Raw genomic sequence first — 20,007 nt, 5'->3', positions numbered from 1 at the left:
ATTATGCCAGATAGATTAGATTTTGTAGAACACAGTTACGAGGTTGAGGAAATTATAGGTAATGTACCTCCCTGGTTAATAAGATGGGGTATCATGATGTTTTTATTTGTTTTCGGCATCATTATTTTATGCTCAACAATAATAAGCTTCCCCTCGCTGTTACCCTCAACCGTGGTTATTGACTCCAAGAACCAGCCCTTTAAGGTGAGCTGGCTAAAGGATGGAGCCGAGTTATATAGAACGGATATAAAAGATGGTCAAACGGTTAAGGCCAATGATACTTTGTTGGTTCAAACCAATTCGGCAGGCAAGGTTACCTCCGTGATTACCACTCCGGTTGAAGGCAAGGCCATCGTACTTAAGGGCACCGAAGATAATGCCCGCAAAAACACCATTATCGTTAACCCTACATTGGGGAATTATGAGGTGCGGTTGTATATAAAGCCGGAGAGGGTTGGTGAAGTTTTACCAAACCAGAAGGTGATGATCAGTCTTGCAGAATATTCTGCAGCTACATTTGGTCCACTGGAAGGCAAGATAACCGAAATTATCAGGATCCCGGTTCATGATAAATATATAGCCAAGGTAAAATTGACAGATGGCCTAAGAACCATTAAGAATAAAACTATACCCTTAGCCAGCACACTAACAGGAGATGGGTATATAGAGTTATCCAAGAAAAATATCTTTTTAAGGATATTCGGAAGCTTATTTGACCGGAACAGTTAAATCTCGTTAATAATAAACAATAGTTATGCCTGCGAATATGTATATGTCCGCAGGTTTTTTATTGGCCTGTGGGATAGATTAGTCTTTTAGGAAGTTTACCAACAACATAAGGTAACAAAAAAGTCCCGGCAATTTGACGAGACTTTTTTGTTACCTGGAATTAATTAATCCTTAATTAGGTGCGCTCCAGCCATCGCCCCAACCACTACCGCCTGTATTTTTTGATTCTTTAATCAGTTTATCATATTTTGCCGCTTGTTTGGCGGTTAAAATAGCTTTTATTTTAGCTATAGTAGTTGTGCGCAGCGGTTTTATAGCCGTTAACATTTTAGTATTATCGCCATGCGCATCAGTCTTGATCTTATCAAACTTTCGGGAAGATTCTTCATATATTTTTTCAATCTTAATAGTTTGCTCATTGTTGAGCTTAAGCTCCTTTTGCAGTTCTTTTGCTTTTTCGGCCGGGCTATTACTTCCCGGATGATTTTGGGCATTACTTGCTGTTGTTATTCCAACGAGGATGAAACACGCTAATAAAAAATTTCTCATGGCTTAAAATTAGAGTTGATGGTGAGTTGTTTATCTATTTAAATGTAATCTATTTTAACCATATATAAAAGCTGTTATGCCTCTGGTTGTTTTTTTATTTCATTTTGGCTGTCATTGGCATACAAACAGGCGCAGCATGCTGTTTGTTGATAAAATTTAACTTCGCCAATGGAATAGTTTGATAACGATCATCACCCTCAGTAATATGGAGGAATTGATTGGGCGTAACATTTTTAAAATGTTGTATGGTATTACTGCCAGCCCATTTAATTTCAATATCATCAATGAGTTTTGCCTGTCCTATACCCATTTCCTGCCGTAAGGGCGAAGAGCCAAAGCTCCCTCCTGAATTTACATCTTTATAAACACTCCGCTTAACCCCATTTTCGGTAAAAGTTAGCTTAATATGACTGCCTATAGCTGCTTTGTTTGCCTTAACGCCGTTTAGTTTTAAACTTATCCAATTGTTATTGCTTACACCGGGGTTCATGTATAACGAACTGGTATAGGAATCACCGATGTAGGCGCCGCCCATTTCAATAAATATATCCTGATTACCTATATTTCTCAGATCGGCAAATGCCACACCATGTCCTTTCTGCAGGTTACCTGTACGTGAAGACGTGGTGATATCAGCAAATCTTTTGCCGTCAATGTTTCTGAAAAACTTATTGGGTACTAATGATTTAAAATCGGGATTCCCTGTGCCAAAATACATATCCGGATATCCGTCATTATCAATATCGCCAAAGTTTCCGCCCATGCTGTAAACTACTTTATTTAAACCGGTTTCTTTTGTTACATCGGTGAACGTACCATCATGGTTATTTTTGTACAGGAAAATATTACCAGCTCCGGGAACCGGCGTACCCAATGCTTCGGCAGCGCTATAATAGCCCAGGGCACGATCAAACTGATAATCGGCTACCATAATGTCTGGCCAGCCATCATTATTATAATCATAAAACCAGGTAGTAAATGATCTTTCCCTGTTGTTATCTATCCCGGATTTCACGGTAACGTCTTCAAAGTCGACATTAGGGCCGGCTATTCCTTTGTTGCGGAGTAAAAACTTTTTCCCATCCATGGTAGAAATAAATATATCCGGATATCCGTCATTGTTATAGTCGGCGGAGGTTACACCTTTTACAAACCCCATGATATTACAATGAGCGGCAGCAGAAACATTGGTAAATGTTCCGTCGTGGTTATTGATATACATGGCGCAGGCAGATGCATTTGGATCATAAGGATTAGTAGGGCTTTCGGTGCCTACAAATACGTCAAGCCAGCCATCGTTATTAAAGTCGGCCCAGGTAGCGGTTTGGGTTGGATGGAAAAAGAGCAAACCGCTGGGTATGGTTACATCTGTAAAAGTGCCATCACCATTATTGCGTAACAGGGAGCTGGGTTGATTGCCAAATCCTTTGGTAAGCCAGGCGCCCCTTAAAATAAAAATGTCGGTATTGCCATCATTGTTATAATCCGTTTGCTGGATATTTAGGCCCCCGGTTATGCCCTTTAGGCCGCTCTGCTCCGTACGATCGGTAAAGGTGCCATCTTTGTTATTTTGAAAATAATGCATAGGATCGCTTATATCCCATCCGGAAGTGATAATGTCAAGGTATCCATCATTGTTAAAATCGTCAATAATAACGCCACCCGCCCGGCCATTTATATTAAGCCCCAGGTTACCGGCTACATCCGGAAAGGGCTTTACCTGGTTAGTAGTATCCGAATTTAAATTAGGTATCAATAATTGTTTCGGTACTTTTTGAGGGTATTCGCCCAAAGTCATATAGGCGATATTGATCAACCACCTGGATTCAAGATCATCAGGTTTGTTTTTTAAAATGGTTTTATAAATCTCAATCGCTTTTTTTGAACCGGTTTGTATTTGATGAACACCTTCATCTTTGATGGGGTAAATACACGAGGAGCCATTATGGTTGAGCATACAGTTATTACGTTCTCCCAAGCGCATATAAGCTATACCTAAATCAGGCAGCATGTTATCGCCCAGCATAAAATCCATATGATACAGCAGGTTTTCGTAGATTTTTACAGATTGATCCTCTTTACCGGCTTTAAGCAGGAGCGATGCTTTCGCTGATAAAAGATATTGATTTTGACTATTACCCGGTTTTTTAAGCAATGAGTCATAAAAAGCAATTTTAGCCTCCTGGTTAAAGGGATTGCCAGTATTGTTGTTTTGTTTGTTGATTTTTTGAAGTATCCGTATCATTTCGTCATGTGGCGAATCCTGACGGAATGCTATTATTATAGCACCAAGTAACAGTGCAAATAATCCACAGATTATTAACTTTTTCATCATGTTTATTGGGTTTATCTGCAATCGGGTATACCAGGTTACAGATATGTATTACTCATATTTGGTTAATGCATGAACTATTTTCGCATTCCTCATTTAAATAATACTACGTCCCGATTGGTACGCATGAATAAACTTATTGTATAAACAATAGCTTAAACGATGCCGGAGATGGGGTTAAATGAGGAAACGGACTGAGTTCTTTTTGGGAGGTTGTTCTGGGATGTCTTTTTGCTGATAGATCAATTGTTGAACAGGTTGCTCAATACTTGGAGACAGGTTTTTTACAGGGCAATAAAAATCAAATTGTACAAAGCAAAAATTCAGGTTGTCCTGTAAAATTGATTTGCCGTACGGAACATGGTCTTTTTGGGGGATTGGTATCCCTTGTATGCCCTTTGCTTTGAGTATGTTTTCGGATGATAAATGAGTGGTTGCATAATTAGGAATGCACATTAAATACATGGCGTTCCGGGTAAGCCTCATTTTTACGTAGTTATAGTTGGTGTTTTCGAACTGAATTTGTCCGCTTATGTTTTCAAAACGGCTCCAATCGCTAATGCCCGGTAAATTAACAGGAATAGCTACTTCCGTAAGGTCTTCTACATTATAAAGGCCTTTGCGTATCTGTTCGGTAAATAATTTATCCGTTTTATAAACTAAATATTGATGTAATGCCAATTGCCCACCAATATTAAAAAGGTGTAGAAATAGTATGAGTATGGCAATTCTTTTCTTCAATATCGTATAGGTAGCAATATATAAAAGTAAGTTTTTTTTATTAAAGTTATTCATAATAACAGGTATTTTATTGATAATTATGTGTTTATAGAACATCGCTGCGGATGTTTGGATATGGCATGTTGAACATATTGCTCAGAATTAAATAACCAGATCAATATTAAAAAGGTATATTTATATACTCAATGTATGCAAGCCCGAATGAAGTTTAAAACAATATTGTTGACTGTATTTTATTTGTTGATGGTATTTCGGGTATATAGTCAACAGCCTGGCCGCGAAATCCAGATCAATATAGATACCCTTTTAAATGCCCGGCCTGTAACTACATTTACTCATGGCAAGCTGATCACCTGGAGCAAAGGCATCGATGGTGATGGACAGGGCGACGGATACCTCACTATGGCGGCCGCCCTGTTTAATAAAGATAAAGACCCGCACGCATTACCAGATCACTCCGTGATAGAGGCTACGCCCGAACACCCCACAATTACCCTTCATTATAAAAATAGCGAAGGCGCCGGTTATCAGGCCCGTTTTGTTTCGGGCAGGGGGAGTTTTGGATTTGATGTGCCTCCCAAAAAATACATGGGTATGTATCTGAGCCTTACCAGTGCAGAAGGTGGCTCGCAATTACAGATAGAGCTGACCTATAATGACGGTGTGGTGGTAAAAAATTGCTGGCTTCCTGATTATTATAACGACATTATTGCCCGGGATACCTCCTTAAGCTATGTGGTGCACGACCTGGGTAAGTGGGATAATAAAAACAACATGACGGAGCCTAATCATCACAATATTGATGCGCTCCATATTTATCCTGATCCACGGCGAATCTTACTGCATGTTAAAGTTAAAAAAAGTAATGCCGGGTATCTCTTGTTTTGGGCAGCAACCGGAGTTCCTGTTAAATAAAGGTTAGTTAACGGATGTGTGCTTAATTGTAAAGCATTTATAAAACAATCAATTATTACAATAAATTTGCAGCAAAATTAACAGGGTTTATATTTTGCTTTTTAAATGCGTTTAACTGCCTGCTTTTTTCTGCTTTTATTGTTTAGTTGTTCTGCCGTGTTTGCGCAGCAGGACTCAGTAATTGCGGGTAATTCTGCCAAGAGATCTGTACGCATACGCCAACCGGGTACCTCCGTGCTCGATTCTGTAGCTGCGGCTATGCAGGCCCGTAAGGTTTTTGTAACCGATTCCATGGCTATGCGTTACATTCATGCACCTGATTCGGCAACCGCAAGGGAGTTTGCAGATAGCGTATTGGCTCATACCTTATACAGGGGGTATGGGTTTTTAGATATTCCTTTAAAATCAAAAGATTTGGTGAGGGATGGGCACAACCGGCCGCTACGCGATCCCTGGATAATCATTATTATTGTCGGCCTGCTTTTGTATACTGCAGCGCTTAACATCGCCCTAAATAAAGATGTAGCCTATGTGCTGCAATCATTTTATAGTAAACGTGTACTTTCACAAGCGGGTAAAGAAGAAGGTTTTGTGAGCTCGTGGGCTTTTTTAGGGCTCTTTTTACTGTTTTGTTTAACCTGCGGTTTATTCTTATACCAGTTGGCTGCTTACAAAGGTGTTTATTATGTGGTGAGCGGTACACGTTTATATGTGTCACTTACTGTTATTATAATAGTACTGTTTGCCTTAAAGTTTTTGGCGCTTAAGTTTTTGGGGTTTGTTTTTGATATGAACCGCCTGGTAAGCGATTATCTGAATATATTGCACCTTACCTACTTTAATCTGGCCTTTATATTTTTACCGGTTGTGGTTTGTTTTAGCTTGCTTGGCAGTCGCTACGTTCCGGTATTATTAGACGTAACGCTTATTATAACGGTGATTATATTTATGTGGCAATACCTCAGGAGCAGCGTAAATATAATTTCTACTTTTCGATTTCATAAGTTTTATTTATTTACGTATCTTTGTGCCCTCGAAATTTGCCCCGTTTTAATTTTGATAAAGGCATTAAATATTAGAATTTAGGTAGTTTTAAACGAATTGATTTGGAAGACAGAAAGAAAAAGGTTAAAAGTATATTAGTTACTTTATCAAAACCCGAAAACGATAAGAATCCGTATGCAGAACTGGCTAAAAAGCTAAACCTGAAAATTGATTTCAGATCTTTCATTCACGTTGAAGGCGTTCCTGCAAAAGATTTTAGAAAGGAAAAAATAAACCTGAGCGATTTTACCGCGGTTATTTTTACCAGCCGTAACTCAGCCGATCATTTTTTTCGCATTTGCGAAGAGATGCGCTTTGAAGTTCCGGTAGAAATGAAATATTTCTGTCTGTCAGAAACCATTGCGCTTTATTTGCAAAAATATATCCAATACCGTAAGCGTAAGATATTTTTTGGCAAACAAACCGCTGCCGACCTGGCAGAGGTACTTAAAAAACATTCGGCCGAAAAATTCCTTTATCCATGTTCAGATGTAGCTGCAGAAGAAACCCAGCGTTTCCTGTTAGAGAATGGTTATAACTTTACACCTGCTGTATTGTTCCGTACCGTTTGTAGTGATCTTTCTGACCTGGCCGATGTGTTTTATGATGTGATCGCGTTTTTTAGCCCGTCGAGCATCCAGTCATTATACAAAAACTTTCCAGATTTTAAACAAAACAATACCCGGATAGCCGCCTTTGGTGCCACAACACACAAGGCAGTGCTCGAAGCAGGTCTGATCCTGGATATCCCGGCGCCAACCCCAGCAGCCCCATCCATGACTATGGCCATTGAGCAATATGTTAAACTGGTAAACAAATAAAATAATTTAGAAATTTATTGGACCCTATTGCAACTTTTTGTGAAATGTTAGCGTATTAATGCCAACTAATTCACATTGTTGTAATTAGTTTTTTGCCGTTTACGATGCAAAAAGCTTGTCGTTAAAATAACGCAGAGGATATTTATTGACTTTATTTTAGGTTAAAAAAATGTTTTTTGGGTTTGTTAGCACAAATTTTTGATATATTCGGGGGGCTCATAATGTTATAGTTTATATAACTGAATTTGTTTTAAAATGAAGCATATCTACTTTTTAATAGTTGTTTTGGCGGGCGGGTTTTTGAGTGGTTGCAGTAAAGGAGGCGACAGGGGGGAAGTTACCGGTATCCCACAACGCTCGTTCAGGTCAGAAGTGCCTTATGGTATGGTTTATATCCCGGGCGGTACTTTCCTGATGGGACAAACGGATCAGGATGTAACCTTTGCGCAGATAGCACAAACCAAGCAGGTTACCATTGCTCCTTTCTTCATGGATCAAACCGAGACCACCAACAGCCAGTACAAACAATTTGTTTATTGGGTACGCGACTCTATCGCCATTACCAATTATGCTAACGATAATAAGTATTATATCCAACCCAAAGGTGCAGGGGCCAATGCCAATAATAATGCCGGTAAAAAATTTATTAACTGGGATTATGTAAAAAAGAACCCAATCTGGAGTAATAAAAAAGGTCAGGCCAATAATGCCTCAAAATTACAGGGTATGTACTACCAGGGCGACGACCGTGTTTTCGACCGCAATGAAATAGATGTACGTATATTAAAGTACAACTACTCGATCATGGTACTGCGCGATGCTGCCAATTATAAAAATGATAAAACCAAAAGACGCTCTGACTTTATTTTACGTGATACTGTAGCCGTTTATCCTGATACGCTGGTATGGCTGAGCGATTTTTCGTACGCTGCCAATGAGCCTATGGTTGAAGGTTATTTCTCGCACCCGGCTTTCCGTAATTATCCTGTGGTTGGTGTAACCTGGAGACAAGCAAGAGCATATACCGTATGGCGTACCCGTTATAACGATGCTTATAAAGATTCACGCCGTTTGCCGCACCGTTTACCATATGGCTTACCTACCGAGGCTCAGTTTGAATATGCTGCACGTGGCGGCAGGATAGGTACCGATTACCCATGGGGTGGGCCTTATATTAAAAATGCCAAAGGCTGTTTGCTGGCCAACTTTAAGCCAGGTCGCGGTAACTATACCGATGATGGCGGCGCTTATACCGTAAATGTGCGCTCTTACTTCCCTAATGATTATGGCCTGTACAACATGGCCGGGAACGTAGCCGAGTGGACATCATCAACTTTCGACGAATCAGCCTCATCATTTGTGCATGACCTTGCACCAACATTTAATTACGAAGCAAAAGCAACCGATCCGGAAGTACTGAAGCGTAAAGTGGTACGCGGCGGATCATGGAAAGATATCGGATACTTTCTTCAAAACGCGACCCGTACTTATGAATACCAGGATACCGCGAAATCATACATTGGTTTCCGCTGTGTAACCGACTATTTGGGCCGCGATATTAAAGACAAACGATAAACAAAAACTAATTAATAAAACATCTACACAAATTATTTCTGAATTATTATGGCAGGGAAGAAAAAACCTTATGGAATAGGTAATATAATATCATGGGGAGCTACAGTAGTAATCATCGGCTTATTGTTTAAAATTCAACACTGGCCAATGGCATCTACCTTTATAACCGTTGGGTTGGGTGCAGAGGCATGTTTGTTTTTCCTATTGGGTTTCCAGAGAGAAGATAAGGATATTGACTGGGTACGTGTTTATCCAGAATTAAGCGAAGAGTTTAGCGGTGAATTGCCAAAAGCAACCACCAGGCCAGTAATTAGCAGTAACTCTTCAAATACACAGGCCTTGGATAAGATGCTGGAGGATGCCAAAATTGGTCCGGAACTGGTACGCAGCCTGGGCGATGGTTTAAGAACCTTTGGCGATAAAGTTGCCGCTATATCCAGAGTAACTGACGCTGGCGAAGCTACAATAGCCTTTACCGATAAGGTAAAAACAGCATCGGCAAGCTATGATAAACTAAGCACCGCTTTTGATAAAGCATCGGCTAATTTATCAGAACTAGCCAATTCAAATGTTGATTCAAAAGCATATCATGAGCAGGTAACCAAATTGGGCCGTAACCTGTCTGAACTAAATGCTGTTTATGAATTGGAACTGCAGGATTCAAGTGCTCATTTAAAATCAATGAACAACTTTTATAAAAACCTGTCTTTAACCATGAACAACTTCAATGAGTCGTTAGATGATTCGAAACAGTTTAAGGAAGAAGTAGGTCGTTTAGCAAAAAACCTGGCATCGTTAAATTCGGTTTACGGGAATATGCTTACTGCAATGAACCAGCCACGTGTTAATTAATATAATTAATAGATTTTTATACAAGCTAATATTTATATAGATGGCCGGAGGTAAGGAAACCCCAAGACAGCGAATGATAGGCATACTATACCTGGTGCTTTTAGGCTTAATAGCCCTGAATGTGCCGGATAGCTTATTAGACGCGTTTAAAAATATAACAAACAGTTTAGATCAGTCAAGAACTAACGTTACAACCAGTTTACAAAGTACCTATTCGGCATTTGAGGCAACCAAATTGAAAGAACAGCCCGAAAAGGCCCGTCAATTAGAAGCCCAGGCCAAAGCTGCAAGTAAAGCGGCTGATGAACTAAACGGGTACATTGAAGAATTAAAAGCTAAATTAATACAAGAGGGAGGGGGTAAGAACCCGGAAACGGGCGATGTTGATGCCCGGGAGAGTTTGGATATATCTCCCCAGATAATGATCAACGGTAAAAAAGCCGATGTATTGAAAGAGAAAATTGAAACTACCCGTGCGCATTTATTACAGTTACTAGGCAAAGATAGTACAGGTGTTAATTTTTCTTTAAATACTATCGCGCCTAAAGGTAAAACCTGGCAAGAAGGTTATTTTGGTGATGGTATTCCGTTGGGTGCCGCATTAACTACTTTAGCGAAGATCCAGGCTGATAATAAGAATGCTGAAAACGAAGTAGTAAAAAAAGTATTGGGTAAGGTGGACGTTGCCCAGGTAACTTTAAACCAGTTTAAGGCCGTAGCGGTTGCTCCAAGCAGTTATGTTTTGGCAGGTCAGCAATATAAAGCAGAGATTTATTTAACTGCTTATGATCAAAATTCAAACCCTGCTATTACTGTAGGGGGAGCCAGTATCCCAACTTCAAATGGAGTAGGAACTTATACTACCACAGCAAGCGGTGAAGGATTACACACCTGGACTGGTAGTTTATCTGTAAAACAGGTAGAGGGACCACCTAAAGTATATCCTATTTCGGCTACTTACATGGTAGCCAAACCATCTGCCGTGGTATCGCCCGATAAAATGAACGTTCTATATATTGGTGTACCAAACCCTCTTTCTGTATCGGCGCCGGGTGTGCCCAAAGAAAGTATGAAGGTAAGCATGTCTGGTGGTTCTATAAATGGAAGTGGCGGTCACTATACAGCTACGGTAAGTAGTATTGGTACAGCAAAAGTTACTGTGTTTGGTGATAAAGGAATGGTTTTAGGTACCTCTGAGTTCCGTGTAAAGCGTATACCTGATCCTAAACCACAGTTTGCCGGAAAAAGTGGTGGTAACACCAGTGCTGCAAACCTTAGAGCGCAGGACAGGCTTTTTGCGAAGCTGGAGAATTTTGATTTTGATGCTAAATTTAACGTAACGCGTTTTACACTGCTTGTTGTAAAGCCCCGTCAGGATGCCATTATACTATCAGGCAGCGGTGCCGAGCTAACAGGTGCAATGCGTTCAGCAATGAGTAGTGTTACACCGGGTTCTACTGTTGTATTTAAGGATATTGTTGCAGTTGGCCCTGATGGAACACCGAGAGGACTTGACCCGATTGTAATATCCGCAAATTAAAGGCGTATGAAAAAGAAAATTTTGGTGGTTGTACTTTGTTTAGTGTGCGTTTCGGCGGCATTTGCCCAAAAACGCCCGGCTAAAAAACGTACCAGGAAAGCCGCTGCTACCACCACACAGCAACAACAGCCCGTGCAGCAACAGCTTCAGCAATCCAGCCAGCAGGATAACGTGGCCGGGAGTCAGGCGTCGGTTGCTGATACCTCAAAACGTAAAACATTTGACCCTAACAAGCCTTTTGAGCGGCCGCTTGATGGTTATTATAAAAAGAACAACATCCTGAATGCCCGGGTTACGCCTTTACCAAACCTGCGCGAAAATGATGTAGCTTTTGCTAAACGTGTGTGGCGGGAAATTGATGTTCGCGAAAAAATGAACCAATACCTGGCTTCGCCGAAAAGCAGGTTAATTGACGTGCTTTTAAATGCCATTGCTGCAGGTGAGTTGACAGCCTATGACCCAAGCCCAACAAAGGACGATCCGGGAGGCGATGCTTTCACTGTTCGGCTTTCTGCCGGGGCAGCTAGATCAAAAATGGCAGATAGCTCGGTTGTGGATAAGTTTGATAAAGACGGTAATAAAATAGGATCGTCATTACAGGCCGGGGAGTTTAACCCTGATAGTGTAGTGAAGTTCCGCATTAAAGAAGATTGGGTTTTTGATAAGCAACGTTCTGTATTTGAACCACGCATTATTGGTATAGCCCCATTGATCAAACCAAAAGCAGGTAACCTGGATTTGGATTACCAGCCAGCATTTTGGGTGTATTTCCCCGAGGCACGACCTATCCTGGCTACAAAAGAAGTAGCCAGTCGTAACAGCGATGCAACAGGTTTGAGTTTCGACGATGTTTTTATGAAGCGGATATTTACCAGCTACATTGTCAAAGAAAGTAATGATAAGGACGAACGTATAAAAGATTACGCGCAAGGCATTGATAAGCTTTATGAATCGGAGCGGATCAAAAAATCGCTGATGGATTGGGAGCTTAACCTCTGGTCATACTAAGTTTTTTTTAAGTCAAAATTAAAAGGTCAAAATTCAAAACCGAAAGGTGATGAGTTTTGACCTTTTTTGCTTCATGGGGGTGGGCTGTCATCCTGAGCTTGTCGAAGGATCGCGCGGAGAGGCCTTTGCTCACCATGCTTCGACAGGCTCAGCATAACAGCGTATATTTTGAATTTTTACTTTTGACTTTCCGCAAAGTATCCTAAAATAGCTTTCGCCTGTTTCAGGTTTACTACCTCCAACAACGTTTCCTCATTGGCTTCACGAATCTTTTTGACCGATTTGAAATATTTCAACAGCTTTTCAGCAGTAGTTTTCCCTATACCATCTATCAGTTCCAGTTCGGTGGCCAGGGTTCCTTTATCGCGTATCTTCCGGTGAAAAGTAATACCAAAACGGTGTGCCTCATCGCGCAGGTGTTGGATCACCTTTAATGTTTCTGATTTTTTATCCAGGTACATTGGGTACTGGTCATTTGGATAGTATAGCTCTTCCAGTCGTTTGGCTATACCTATTACCGTTACCTGTTTATCGATACCTAGTAATTTAAGGCTGTGCATGGCCGATGAGAGCTGGCCCTTGCCACCGTCAATAATAATGAGTTGAGGTAGCTCAGTCCCTTCATCTAGCATACGGCGGTAGCGGCGGTGTACGGCCTCCTCCATAGTAGCAAAGTCATTCGGGCCCTCTACTGTTTTTACATGAAAGTGCCGATAGTCTTTTTTGGATGGTTTGCCATCTTTAAATACAACGATGGCCGATACCGGGTATTTTCCCTGGAAGTTAGAGTTATCAAAACATTCAATATGGCGGGGTAGTTGGTTCATCCGCAGATCCTTCATCATCTGCGTAAGCAAACGTTCGGTTCTTATTTCAGGATTTAACTTTTCGTATTGGTCTATTTTTTCTTTTTTGAAGAACAGTACATTCTTTTGCGAAAGATCGAGTAGCTTTTTCTTTTCGCCCAGTTTAGGAACGGTAAACTTGATGCCGGGATGATCTTCCAGGTCGATACCAAAGGGCACGATGATCTCTTTGGAATCGCTGTTATAACGGCTTCTGAACTCTGATATAGCCAGGGTGAGTAATTCCTCATCACTTTCATCCAGACGCTTCTTTAACTCGATAGTTTGTGTTTGGATGATAGTGCCGTTCATTACTTTTAAAAAGTTAACAAAGGCTATTTTGTCTTCCGACGCAATGCTGAAAACATCCACATCCGTTATGGACGAATTTACAACGGTTGATTTGCTCTGGTAGTTCTCCAATAGTTCAAACTTCCGCTTTAAGCGATGGGCAAGCTCATAATTGTAGTCAGCAACAGCAGCTTCCATTTCGCCTTTAAGGCGGCGCAGCACGGCTCCTATTTTACCGTTAAGGATGTCTTTGATCTCCTCAATGCTGTTGTCATAATCGTTCTCGGTCTGATAGTTTTGACATGGCCCTTTACAATTACCCAATTGGTATTCCAGGCAAACTTTAAATTTGCCTTTGTCAATATTTTCGCGGGTAAGCTGCAGGTTACAGGTGCGCAGGGGATAAGTTTCCTTAATAAGCCCCAGAATGTTGTGCATCATGCTCACCGAGGCATAAGGGCCCAGGTATTTTGAACCATCTTTAACGATACGGCGGGTCCAGAAAATGCGGGGATAATTCTCGTTCTTGATGATGATCCAAGGGTAGGTTTTATCATCCTTCAGCATCACATTGTAGCGTGGCTGATGCTTTTTGATCATGCTGTTCTCCAACAGCCAGGCATCTACCTCGGTATCAACAATAGTAAAAGTGATGTTGCGTATTTTGGATACCAAAACGCGGGTTTTGGCATTGACATGCATATCCTGATTGAAGTAGGAGCCCACGCGATTGCGCAGATCTTTGGCTTTACCAATATATATCAGTTCCTGCTCACTATCCCAATACTGATAAACACCGGGTTTGTGAGGTATATTTTTTAATGCCGCTCTGTAATCAAAGTTCATTAGTTCATTAGTTCATTAGTTCATTAGTTCATTAGTTCATTGGTGCTGGTTTTAGATCAAGAAAGAATCAGTGTAGTTTATTGATCTGTTTTTTGCCCTGATTTCGTACCAATGAACTTTAAGTAAGCATTTAATTTTAGATGGATTGTCTGAAGTTTCTGCATGAGTGCCTGAAATTGTTCTTCAGGTATCAGATCTCTATCTCTTGATTTTATTAGCCACCCTTTGGTTGCCAATATGGATCCTCTGCTAAAGTAACAGAAGTCTCTGTTCTCCTTATAATGATATCTACCGTATCCTTCGTCAATATTGGCACCGATAGAATCTGCAGAACGAACTATCTGCTTTCCAACCGTCTCCTTTGCAAAATAATTCCATTCACTTACTAATAACCAGATTTCATTACTAAAGGTTTCAGCTAATTGATACACCTCTAAATCATCAAGAATGTAATAACTCATACATAAAAGTATAGAACTATTTACCAATAAACTAATGAACAAGTGAACCAATGAACTAATTAAAATCCCAATTTCTTATCAACTTCGGTTGTACCTTGCTGCTGCTGGTTGTATTGGTTGCAATCCATCACGATGCTTACACCATTTTTAGGCGCGTCAAAATCAACATTTTTCTTGATACCTAATGCCGCGTTGGCGTATACTTTTTTCATGTAGAATGCAAATATAGGCAGCGCGCTGTTAGCACCTTCACCCAGTCGTGTTGATTGAAACGCAATGTCCCGATCTTCACAGCCTGTCCATAAACCGGTAACCAGTTGTGGTGTAATACCAATGAACCAGCCATCAGAGTTGTTTTGTGTGGTGCCGGTTTTTCCTCCTATTGGATTGCTAAGGCCATATTTATATTGTAAGCGTGAGCCGGTACCTTCCTGAATTACACCTTTAAGCATATAAGTCATCACGTAGGCGGTTTGCGGATTCATCGCTTGCACTACTTTTGGAGTATGTGTATATAAAACGTTTCCGTTTTTATCCTCAATACGTAAAATATAGGTAGGCTCTGTCCACAGACCGTGATTGGCAAATACCGAATAAGCAGCGGTCATTTCAAATACCGAGGCATCAAATGTCCCCAGACAAATGGAAGGATAAGGAGGCACAGCGCTGGTTATGCCCATTTTTTTAATCAGCTCCACAACAGGCTCGGGCTTAACCTCGCCCATGACGTGTGCGGTTACCCAGTTTTGTGAATGTGCCAAAGCCTGGCGCAGGGTAATAAAGCCCTGCAAAGTTTCTGACGGAGAAGAGCGCGGGCACCATGGCGGTCCATATCCCCTGATGGTATCGGGCACGTTATTGATCTTCATGCAGGGCGAATAGCCATTATCAATCGCTACTGCGTAGGTAAACGGTTTAGCCGTTGAACCAACCTGGCGTGTGCCGTTTTTTACCTGGTCATATTTAAAGTGTTCAAAGTTGGTACCACCTACCCAGGCCTTAACATAGCCGGTGGTGGGGTCCATACTCATCAATGCGTTACGGAGCAGCATTTTACAATATACAATGGAGTCCATCGGTTTCATTAGCGTATCGATGTCGCCATGCCAGGTAAACAGGTTGAGCTTGTCGGGGGTGTTAAAATTGGTGGTGATGTCCTCGTCGCTCATGCCCTGGGCTTTCAATTGCTTGTACCGATCAGATCGAAGCATGCCCTGCTGTAACAGCAGTTTATAATTGTGAATATTTTTGGCCAGGTTTTTCCCGCGCCAGTGATCGTTAAACTGCCCTTGCAGATCGCGCATATATTGCTGTTGAGCTTCCTCTGCATATTGCTGCATGGTGGCATCAATGGTAGTATATATTTTCAAACCATCACGGTCAAGATCATAAGGGGTACCATCTGACTTGCTGATGTTTTGCTCCTTAAACAGTTTTTGCAGCTCTTTTTTCAATACCGATCTGAAATAAGGTGCCGGGCCATCAAAGTGATTATTAGGGCGAAAATCGAGTCCAAGTGGTTTTTGTTTGTATTCATCAGCCTGCGCCTGGTTCAGATCGCCCTTTTCTACCATACGGTTAAGTACCAGGTTACGGCGTTTCAGTGCATTTTCTGGATGGCGGATAGGTGAGTAGATGCCGGGGCCGTTAACCATACCAATTAATAACGCTGCCTGATCTGGTGTAAGCTTATCTGGAGTGGTATTAAAATAAGTACGGGCAGCCGATTTAATGCCGTAAGTATTGTAGGCACCAAAATCAACCGTGTTGAGGTACATGGTCAGGATTTCCTGTTTGGTATAATGGCGTTCCAGCTTAACAGCAGTTACCCATTCCTGCATTTTTTGGATAATACGCTTGAATGGATTAGCCGCTCTTTCTGAGAACAGGTTTAGCGCCAGTTGCTGTGTGATAGTACTGCCTCCTTGTTTTTGCCCGATAAGCAGATGCAGAAAGATGGTAAAGCTGCGGCCAAAATCAATACCCGAGTGATCAAAGAAGCGCTTATCTTCGGTTGCTACCAGCGCATTAACTACGTTGGGCGATAACCCTGCATAAGTTACATTGGAGCGGTTCTGTATATAATAGGTACCTAATACCTTTTTATCGGCAGATAATACTTCGGATGCCTGGTTGCTTTTGGGATTTTCCAGATCGCGGAAGGAGGGTAGCTGACCAAATACATCAAAAATGGTTAACGCTATCATCAATCCAACAAAAACAAACCCTGCAATTACGGTACGCCATATGTACCAATTATATCGTCTTATATTCTGTTGCGTAAGCTTGGGCTTAGTAGTTCTCATTTCAATAATTTTTCTGGTAATAGTCCATATAACTATCCACCGTTTTTTGATCGGCTAATTTATCCAGATTTTCCTTGGTAATGATAAAAAAACTGTATTTATCCTTAGGTACCTTCATAATATCAGGCAACACCGGGATAATGCTCTTAGCATACTTGCGGGCATCGCTCAGGCTAAAAAAGCGACCGATGTAAATAATCTGGTTATCTGGCCCTGCGTTTATCAATTCGTGTTTAAATCCATAACCAAAAAAGCGGATGCGGTTAAATTGTCCTATTCCAAAACGCGAAGATGCCAGGTTAGTTGTACCCGATGTTACATTTATAGCAAAATAGTAATGGGTGCTGTCGCGTTTTGAAAATATAGAGGCAATGTTTTGTGCCACAATAACGGGTGGGGCAACGGTTGTGGTAACACTATCGGGATTGGCCTGGTTAGCTTGCTGCAACACGTATGCAGGCTGTTGTATGTGATTGTCGCTTAATTTACCCTGCGGTATATTTAGCTGGGTATTGATTTTGGTTGTGGCCGATGCTAACCCGTTCAAAGGTGCATTCACCGGGTGGCGATACTCCGGAGCCTGCGGCGATGGGATGTAAGTTTTCCGGTATTCTGTTTGTTTTTGATAAGCCACAGGCGGAGTGAACGAAATTTCATTAGGATCTTCGTTATTAAGCACCACCGGACGAGCAGCTACTTCGGCCAGGTTGGCATTAATATAGGCCAGGTGTTGCTGGGCAAGTGGAGTTATTAATACATCATCCGGATACTTTTCAACAATCTCTTTCATATCGGCCATAAATGGCGGCAGCTTTTCCTGATGACCCGCAGCGATGGCTTTTAAGTAAAATAGTTGAGCGGCGAAGCGGTTGTCCGGATATCTTTTTAACAGATCATCTGCACTGCTGATCACCTGCGCGTATTGTTTTTGTTCATACAGGTCATATACCTGGTTATAGAACACATTAAACCCGGCGTTGGCATCGTTTAGTTTTCTGCTGTAATCGGGATCAAGAATTATTTTGGCGAAAGCGGTTTGCGGATACTCTTTCAGGATACGGTTTTTATACATATCTGATTTGGCGGCATCAATATCCGTATACAAACGATATAGATTATAATAAATGGCAGGTTTATCCGGATTGTCCGGAAAACGGGCAAGCATTTTTTCAAAGGCAGCTATAGCCTCTTTTTTATCTTCCAGTACATCACGGTACAGGTTGCCCAGATCGAGATAGGCATTGTAGATGCGGATGTTGGACTGGCTAAGCAGGGCGGGTGTAAGGGGCAAATCATGAATGAGGTCTTGTTTATAGATAACACTCCTTAACGAATCTGCCGCTTTACCGGTAACACCTGCCAGTTTATCTGTAGTTGTATTCGGTCCCGAAGGTCCGGCGCTCACCGGTAAACCCGTGTTTGAACGTTTGCTGCGGCGCCAGTTGTCTTCTAGCTTACGGTTTCCCCATTGACGTTTGAATGCCGTATAACCCTGACTTACGGCATTGGTATTATAAAAATAAAATGAACTCACCACGTTTTGACCGTTTTGACGGTTTTGGCCATTTTGCTGTGCGTCGGGATTATTTAAGGTAAAGCTATTACTGAACGGATCACCACTGTTGTTGCTGGCCGCTGCAGCAGCTGCTTCTGCCGCCGCCGCTTTATTCTGGGCCGCCTTGCGGGCAACCATAGCATCAATATGTGCCATGCGTGTTTTTTCGTCCAATGCGGCAAGCATTTGCAGGGTATCTTCGCGGGATATAGTTTGCAGCAGTCCGGTTAATAACTGCAGGTTATTGCTCTTTTTAACAATCAACTGATAACCCGGGTAACTGGGCGATAGATAGGTAAGCGTACTATCATAATATAATTTAGCGCCCTCGTAATTGGCTTTATTTTTAAAATCGATATCGGCAATACGCAGGTATGATACCCCGCGTTGGTTTTGGTTTTTGGTACTGTAGCGTATTGATAGTTTGTAATTTTTGATAGCGTTATCAATATCTCCTGTTGAATAATACTGTTGCCCGATGTGATAGTATATCTGGTCGAAGAAATCAATATTATCGTGATTCTTCAAAAGTTTACGCAACTGGTCTATCTTACTCAATTTAATGCCGTTACGGCTATCCTGTATCCGGATGCGGTTTAAATTGGCGTTAAAAGCCATTTCGAAGGACGCGTTACTTTGCACAATGCGGGAATAACTATTGTATGCGTCGAAAGGTTTTAGGTTAAGTTCCTGTAGCTGGGCCAAAATAAATATCCAGCGCAGTTTCAGCCTGCTTACCGAACAAAATTGTATGGCTTGTTTGGCGTCCTCCTCGGCTTCGGCATAGTTTTGCGTGTTGATATTGTATTGCATGCGGGTTGCATACACATCGGCAGTAAAACTTTTACCCGGTTTTTTGGGGTTGATGTTTTGCACAGCCGAATCAATAGTGAGCTTGGCTTGCGGCAAATTATTCAGGTATAAAAGAGAACGCCCTTTCCAAACCATGGCCTCTTGTGCTAATGGGAAATTATTTCCGAATGAACGTACCACATAGCTGAAATACTCTACAGCATCGAAGTAACTCCCCTCTAAAAAGCGGGCTTTGCCCAAAACCAGGTAAGCATCACCAATATAATGGCTTTGCTCTTTGATGTTGATAATAGTATTAGCCTTGGTAATAGCCAGCTCCATATCTCTGTCTGGCGAACCACTCTGACTGGTAGTATCGGGGTAAACATTCAATAATTCGGTATAAGCATCAGGGAACGATGCTGCGTAGCTTTCCTGCTTGCGCCGCAGCAACTCGTTGGCATTAAACAGGATATTGTAATGCGCAGTAAGATTTTGCATGGAGCGGTTAAGGCCGCTTTGTTTTTCGAGCGAGCACCCTGCGATGATAATGATAAGGGCGAACAGTAAAAAATTACCGTTTTTGTACATGGAAGATATAGGTAGTTGCCTCAAAATAAGCTATTGGTTTTAAAAGCATTGCTAAAATACTAAAGATATTATACGATTTTGGATTTGGGATGTTCGATTTTTAGTTATTGTTTATTTTAACGGTGGTGCTCCGGAGGGTTTCGTCGTTTTGGATTTATTTTGATTTTTGATTTAGTGTTTAGAATTCAGGATTTTATCCAATAGGTTTAATAAA

General features: G+C 41.4%; 15 protein-coding genes. 8 read left to right on the top strand and 7 right to left on the bottom strand.

The genetic code is table 11. From position 1 onward, the window contains the following. Nucleotides 1-3: 3 nt before the first annotated feature. On the top strand, nt 4-729 hold the full coding sequence (locus G7092_RS15675) for a hypothetical protein (protein ID WP_166090744.1): 726 nt from the start codon (nt 4-6) through the stop codon (nt 727-729). A gap of 171 nt (nt 730-900) precedes the next feature. Here G7092_RS15675 and G7092_RS15670 read toward each other — a convergent pair whose 3' ends face one another. From G7092_RS15670 to G7092_RS15660, 3 genes are all read right to left on the bottom strand, one after another. Next, a complete protein-coding gene (locus G7092_RS15670; protein WP_166090743.1) occupies nt 901-1,278 on the bottom strand; it encodes a hypothetical protein in 378 nt (125 codons plus the stop codon). A 94-nt stretch (nt 1,279-1,372) separates the two neighbouring features. Then, nucleotides 1,373-3,610, bottom strand: a complete 2,238-nt coding sequence (locus G7092_RS15665) for a CRTAC1 family protein (protein WP_166090742.1) — start codon at nt 3,608-3,610, stop codon at nt 1,373-1,375. 177 nt (nt 3,611-3,787) lie between these two features. Then, entirely contained in the window at nt 3,788-4,405 is a 618-nt protein-coding gene (locus tag G7092_RS15660) for a hypothetical protein (RefSeq protein WP_166090741.1), read from the bottom strand. Between the two features lie 147 nt (nt 4,406-4,552). On the opposite strand from G7092_RS15660, the gene G7092_RS15655 reads away from it, so the two are divergent. The 7 genes from G7092_RS15655 (at nt 4,553) to porN (ending at nt 12,106) form a co-directional block, all read left to right on the top strand. Continuing rightward, nucleotides 4,553-5,266, top strand: coding sequence for a hypothetical protein (locus G7092_RS15655; RefSeq protein WP_166090740.1), 714 nt, complete (start codon nt 4,553-4,555; stop codon nt 5,264-5,266). Between the two features lie 105 nt (nt 5,267-5,371). Further along, nucleotides 5,372-6,352, top strand: coding sequence for a DUF4271 domain-containing protein (locus tag G7092_RS15650; protein WP_166090738.1), 981 nt, complete (start codon nt 5,372-5,374; stop codon nt 6,350-6,352). Between the two features lie 14 nt (nt 6,353-6,366). Then, nucleotides 6,367-7,131 carry a uroporphyrinogen-III synthase gene (locus G7092_RS15645; protein ID WP_076376218.1) on the top strand — a complete coding sequence of 255 codons (765 nt, stop codon included), beginning with the start codon at nt 6,367-6,369 and terminating at the stop codon, nt 7,129-7,131. A gap of 255 nt (nt 7,132-7,386) precedes the next feature. After that, complete coding sequence (gene porK, locus G7092_RS15640; RefSeq protein WP_166090737.1) at nt 7,387-8,706, top strand: T9SS ring complex lipoprotein PorK/GldK; 1,320 nt, start codon at nt 7,387-7,389, stop codon at nt 8,704-8,706. Between the two features lie 48 nt (nt 8,707-8,754). Further along, nucleotides 8,755-9,558: a type IX secretion system motor protein PorL/GldL gene (gene porL / locus G7092_RS15635; RefSeq protein ID WP_166090736.1), complete on the top strand. Its 804-nt coding sequence runs from the start codon at nt 8,755-8,757 to the stop codon at nt 9,556-9,558. A gap of 40 nt (nt 9,559-9,598) precedes the next feature. Continuing rightward, nucleotides 9,599-11,098: a type IX secretion system motor protein PorM/GldM gene (gene porM / locus G7092_RS15630; protein ID WP_166090735.1), complete on the top strand. Its 1,500-nt coding sequence runs from the start codon at nt 9,599-9,601 to the stop codon at nt 11,096-11,098. Between the two features lie 6 nt (nt 11,099-11,104). Then, nucleotides 11,105-12,106 carry a type IX secretion system ring subunit PorN/GldN gene (gene porN, locus G7092_RS15625; protein ID WP_166090734.1) on the top strand — a complete coding sequence of 334 codons (1,002 nt, stop codon included), beginning with the start codon at nt 11,105-11,107 and terminating at the stop codon, nt 12,104-12,106. Between the two features lie 176 nt (nt 12,107-12,282). Here the strand turns inward: porN and uvrC are convergent, their stop codons facing one another. From uvrC to porW, 4 genes are all read right to left on the bottom strand, one after another. Beyond that, a complete protein-coding gene (uvrC, locus tag G7092_RS15620; RefSeq protein ID WP_166090733.1) occupies nt 12,283-14,088 on the bottom strand; it encodes an excinuclease ABC subunit UvrC in 1,806 nt (601 codons plus the stop codon). Nucleotides 14,089-14,165: 77 nt separating this feature from the next. Continuing rightward, nucleotides 14,166-14,549, bottom strand: a complete 384-nt coding sequence (locus G7092_RS15615; protein ID WP_166090732.1) for a four helix bundle protein — start codon at nt 14,547-14,549, stop codon at nt 14,166-14,168. A gap of 59 nt (nt 14,550-14,608) precedes the next feature. Next, nucleotides 14,609-16,855, bottom strand: coding sequence for a penicillin-binding protein 1A (locus tag G7092_RS15610; RefSeq protein ID WP_166090731.1), 2,247 nt, complete (start codon nt 16,853-16,855; stop codon nt 14,609-14,611). A gap of 1 nt (nt 16,856) precedes the next feature. Continuing rightward, complete coding sequence (gene porW, locus G7092_RS15605; protein WP_166090729.1) at nt 16,857-19,793, bottom strand: type IX secretion system periplasmic lipoprotein PorW/SprE; 2,937 nt, start codon at nt 19,791-19,793, stop codon at nt 16,857-16,859. Between the last annotated feature and the right edge of the window lie 214 nt (nt 19,794-20,007).

Source organism: Mucilaginibacter inviolabilis (assembly GCF_011089895.1).
Taxonomy (GTDB): Bacteria; Bacteroidota; Bacteroidia; order Sphingobacteriales; family Sphingobacteriaceae; genus Mucilaginibacter; species Mucilaginibacter inviolabilis.
Note: the sequence above shows the minus strand (reverse complement) of the source record. Positions and strands in the feature narration are given on the sequence as shown.

Excerpts from the sequence above, each read along its gene's own strand:
- G7092_RS15670 (WP_166090743.1), bottom strand. The coding sequence starts at position 1,278 with ATGAGAAATTTTTTATTAGCGTGTTTCATCCTCGTTGGAATAACAACA.
- porM (WP_166090735.1), top strand. The coding sequence starts at position 9,599 with ATGGCCGGAGGTAAGGAAACCCCAAGACAGCGAATGATAGGCATACTA.
- G7092_RS15665 (WP_166090742.1), bottom strand. The coding sequence starts at position 3,610 with ATGAAAAAGTTAATAATCTGTGGATTATTTGCACTGTTACTTGGTGCT.
- porW (WP_166090729.1), bottom strand. The coding sequence starts at position 19,793 with ATGTACAAAAACGGTAATTTTTTACTGTTCGCCCTTATCATTATCATC.
- porL (WP_166090736.1), top strand. The coding sequence starts at position 8,755 with ATGGCAGGGAAGAAAAAACCTTATGGAATAGGTAATATAATATCATGG.
- uvrC (WP_166090733.1), bottom strand. The coding sequence starts at position 14,088 with ATGAACTTTGATTACAGAGCGGCATTAAAAAATATACCTCACAAACCC.
- G7092_RS15610 (WP_166090731.1), bottom strand. The coding sequence starts at position 16,855 with ATGAGAACTACTAAGCCCAAGCTTACGCAACAGAATATAAGACGATAT.
- porN (WP_166090734.1), top strand. The coding sequence starts at position 11,105 with ATGAAAAAGAAAATTTTGGTGGTTGTACTTTGTTTAGTGTGCGTTTCG.
- G7092_RS15675 (WP_166090744.1), top strand. The coding sequence starts at position 4 with ATGCCAGATAGATTAGATTTTGTAGAACACAGTTACGAGGTTGAGGAA.
- G7092_RS15650 (WP_166090738.1), top strand. The coding sequence starts at position 5,372 with ATGCGTTTAACTGCCTGCTTTTTTCTGCTTTTATTGTTTAGTTGTTCT.
- G7092_RS15655 (WP_166090740.1), top strand. The coding sequence starts at position 4,553 with ATGAAGTTTAAAACAATATTGTTGACTGTATTTTATTTGTTGATGGTA.
- G7092_RS15660 (WP_166090741.1), bottom strand. The coding sequence starts at position 4,405 with ATGAATAACTTTAATAAAAAAAACTTACTTTTATATATTGCTACCTAT.
- G7092_RS15615 (WP_166090732.1), bottom strand. The coding sequence starts at position 14,549 with ATGAGTTATTACATTCTTGATGATTTAGAGGTGTATCAATTAGCTGAA.
- porK (WP_166090737.1), top strand. The coding sequence starts at position 7,387 with ATGAAGCATATCTACTTTTTAATAGTTGTTTTGGCGGGCGGGTTTTTG.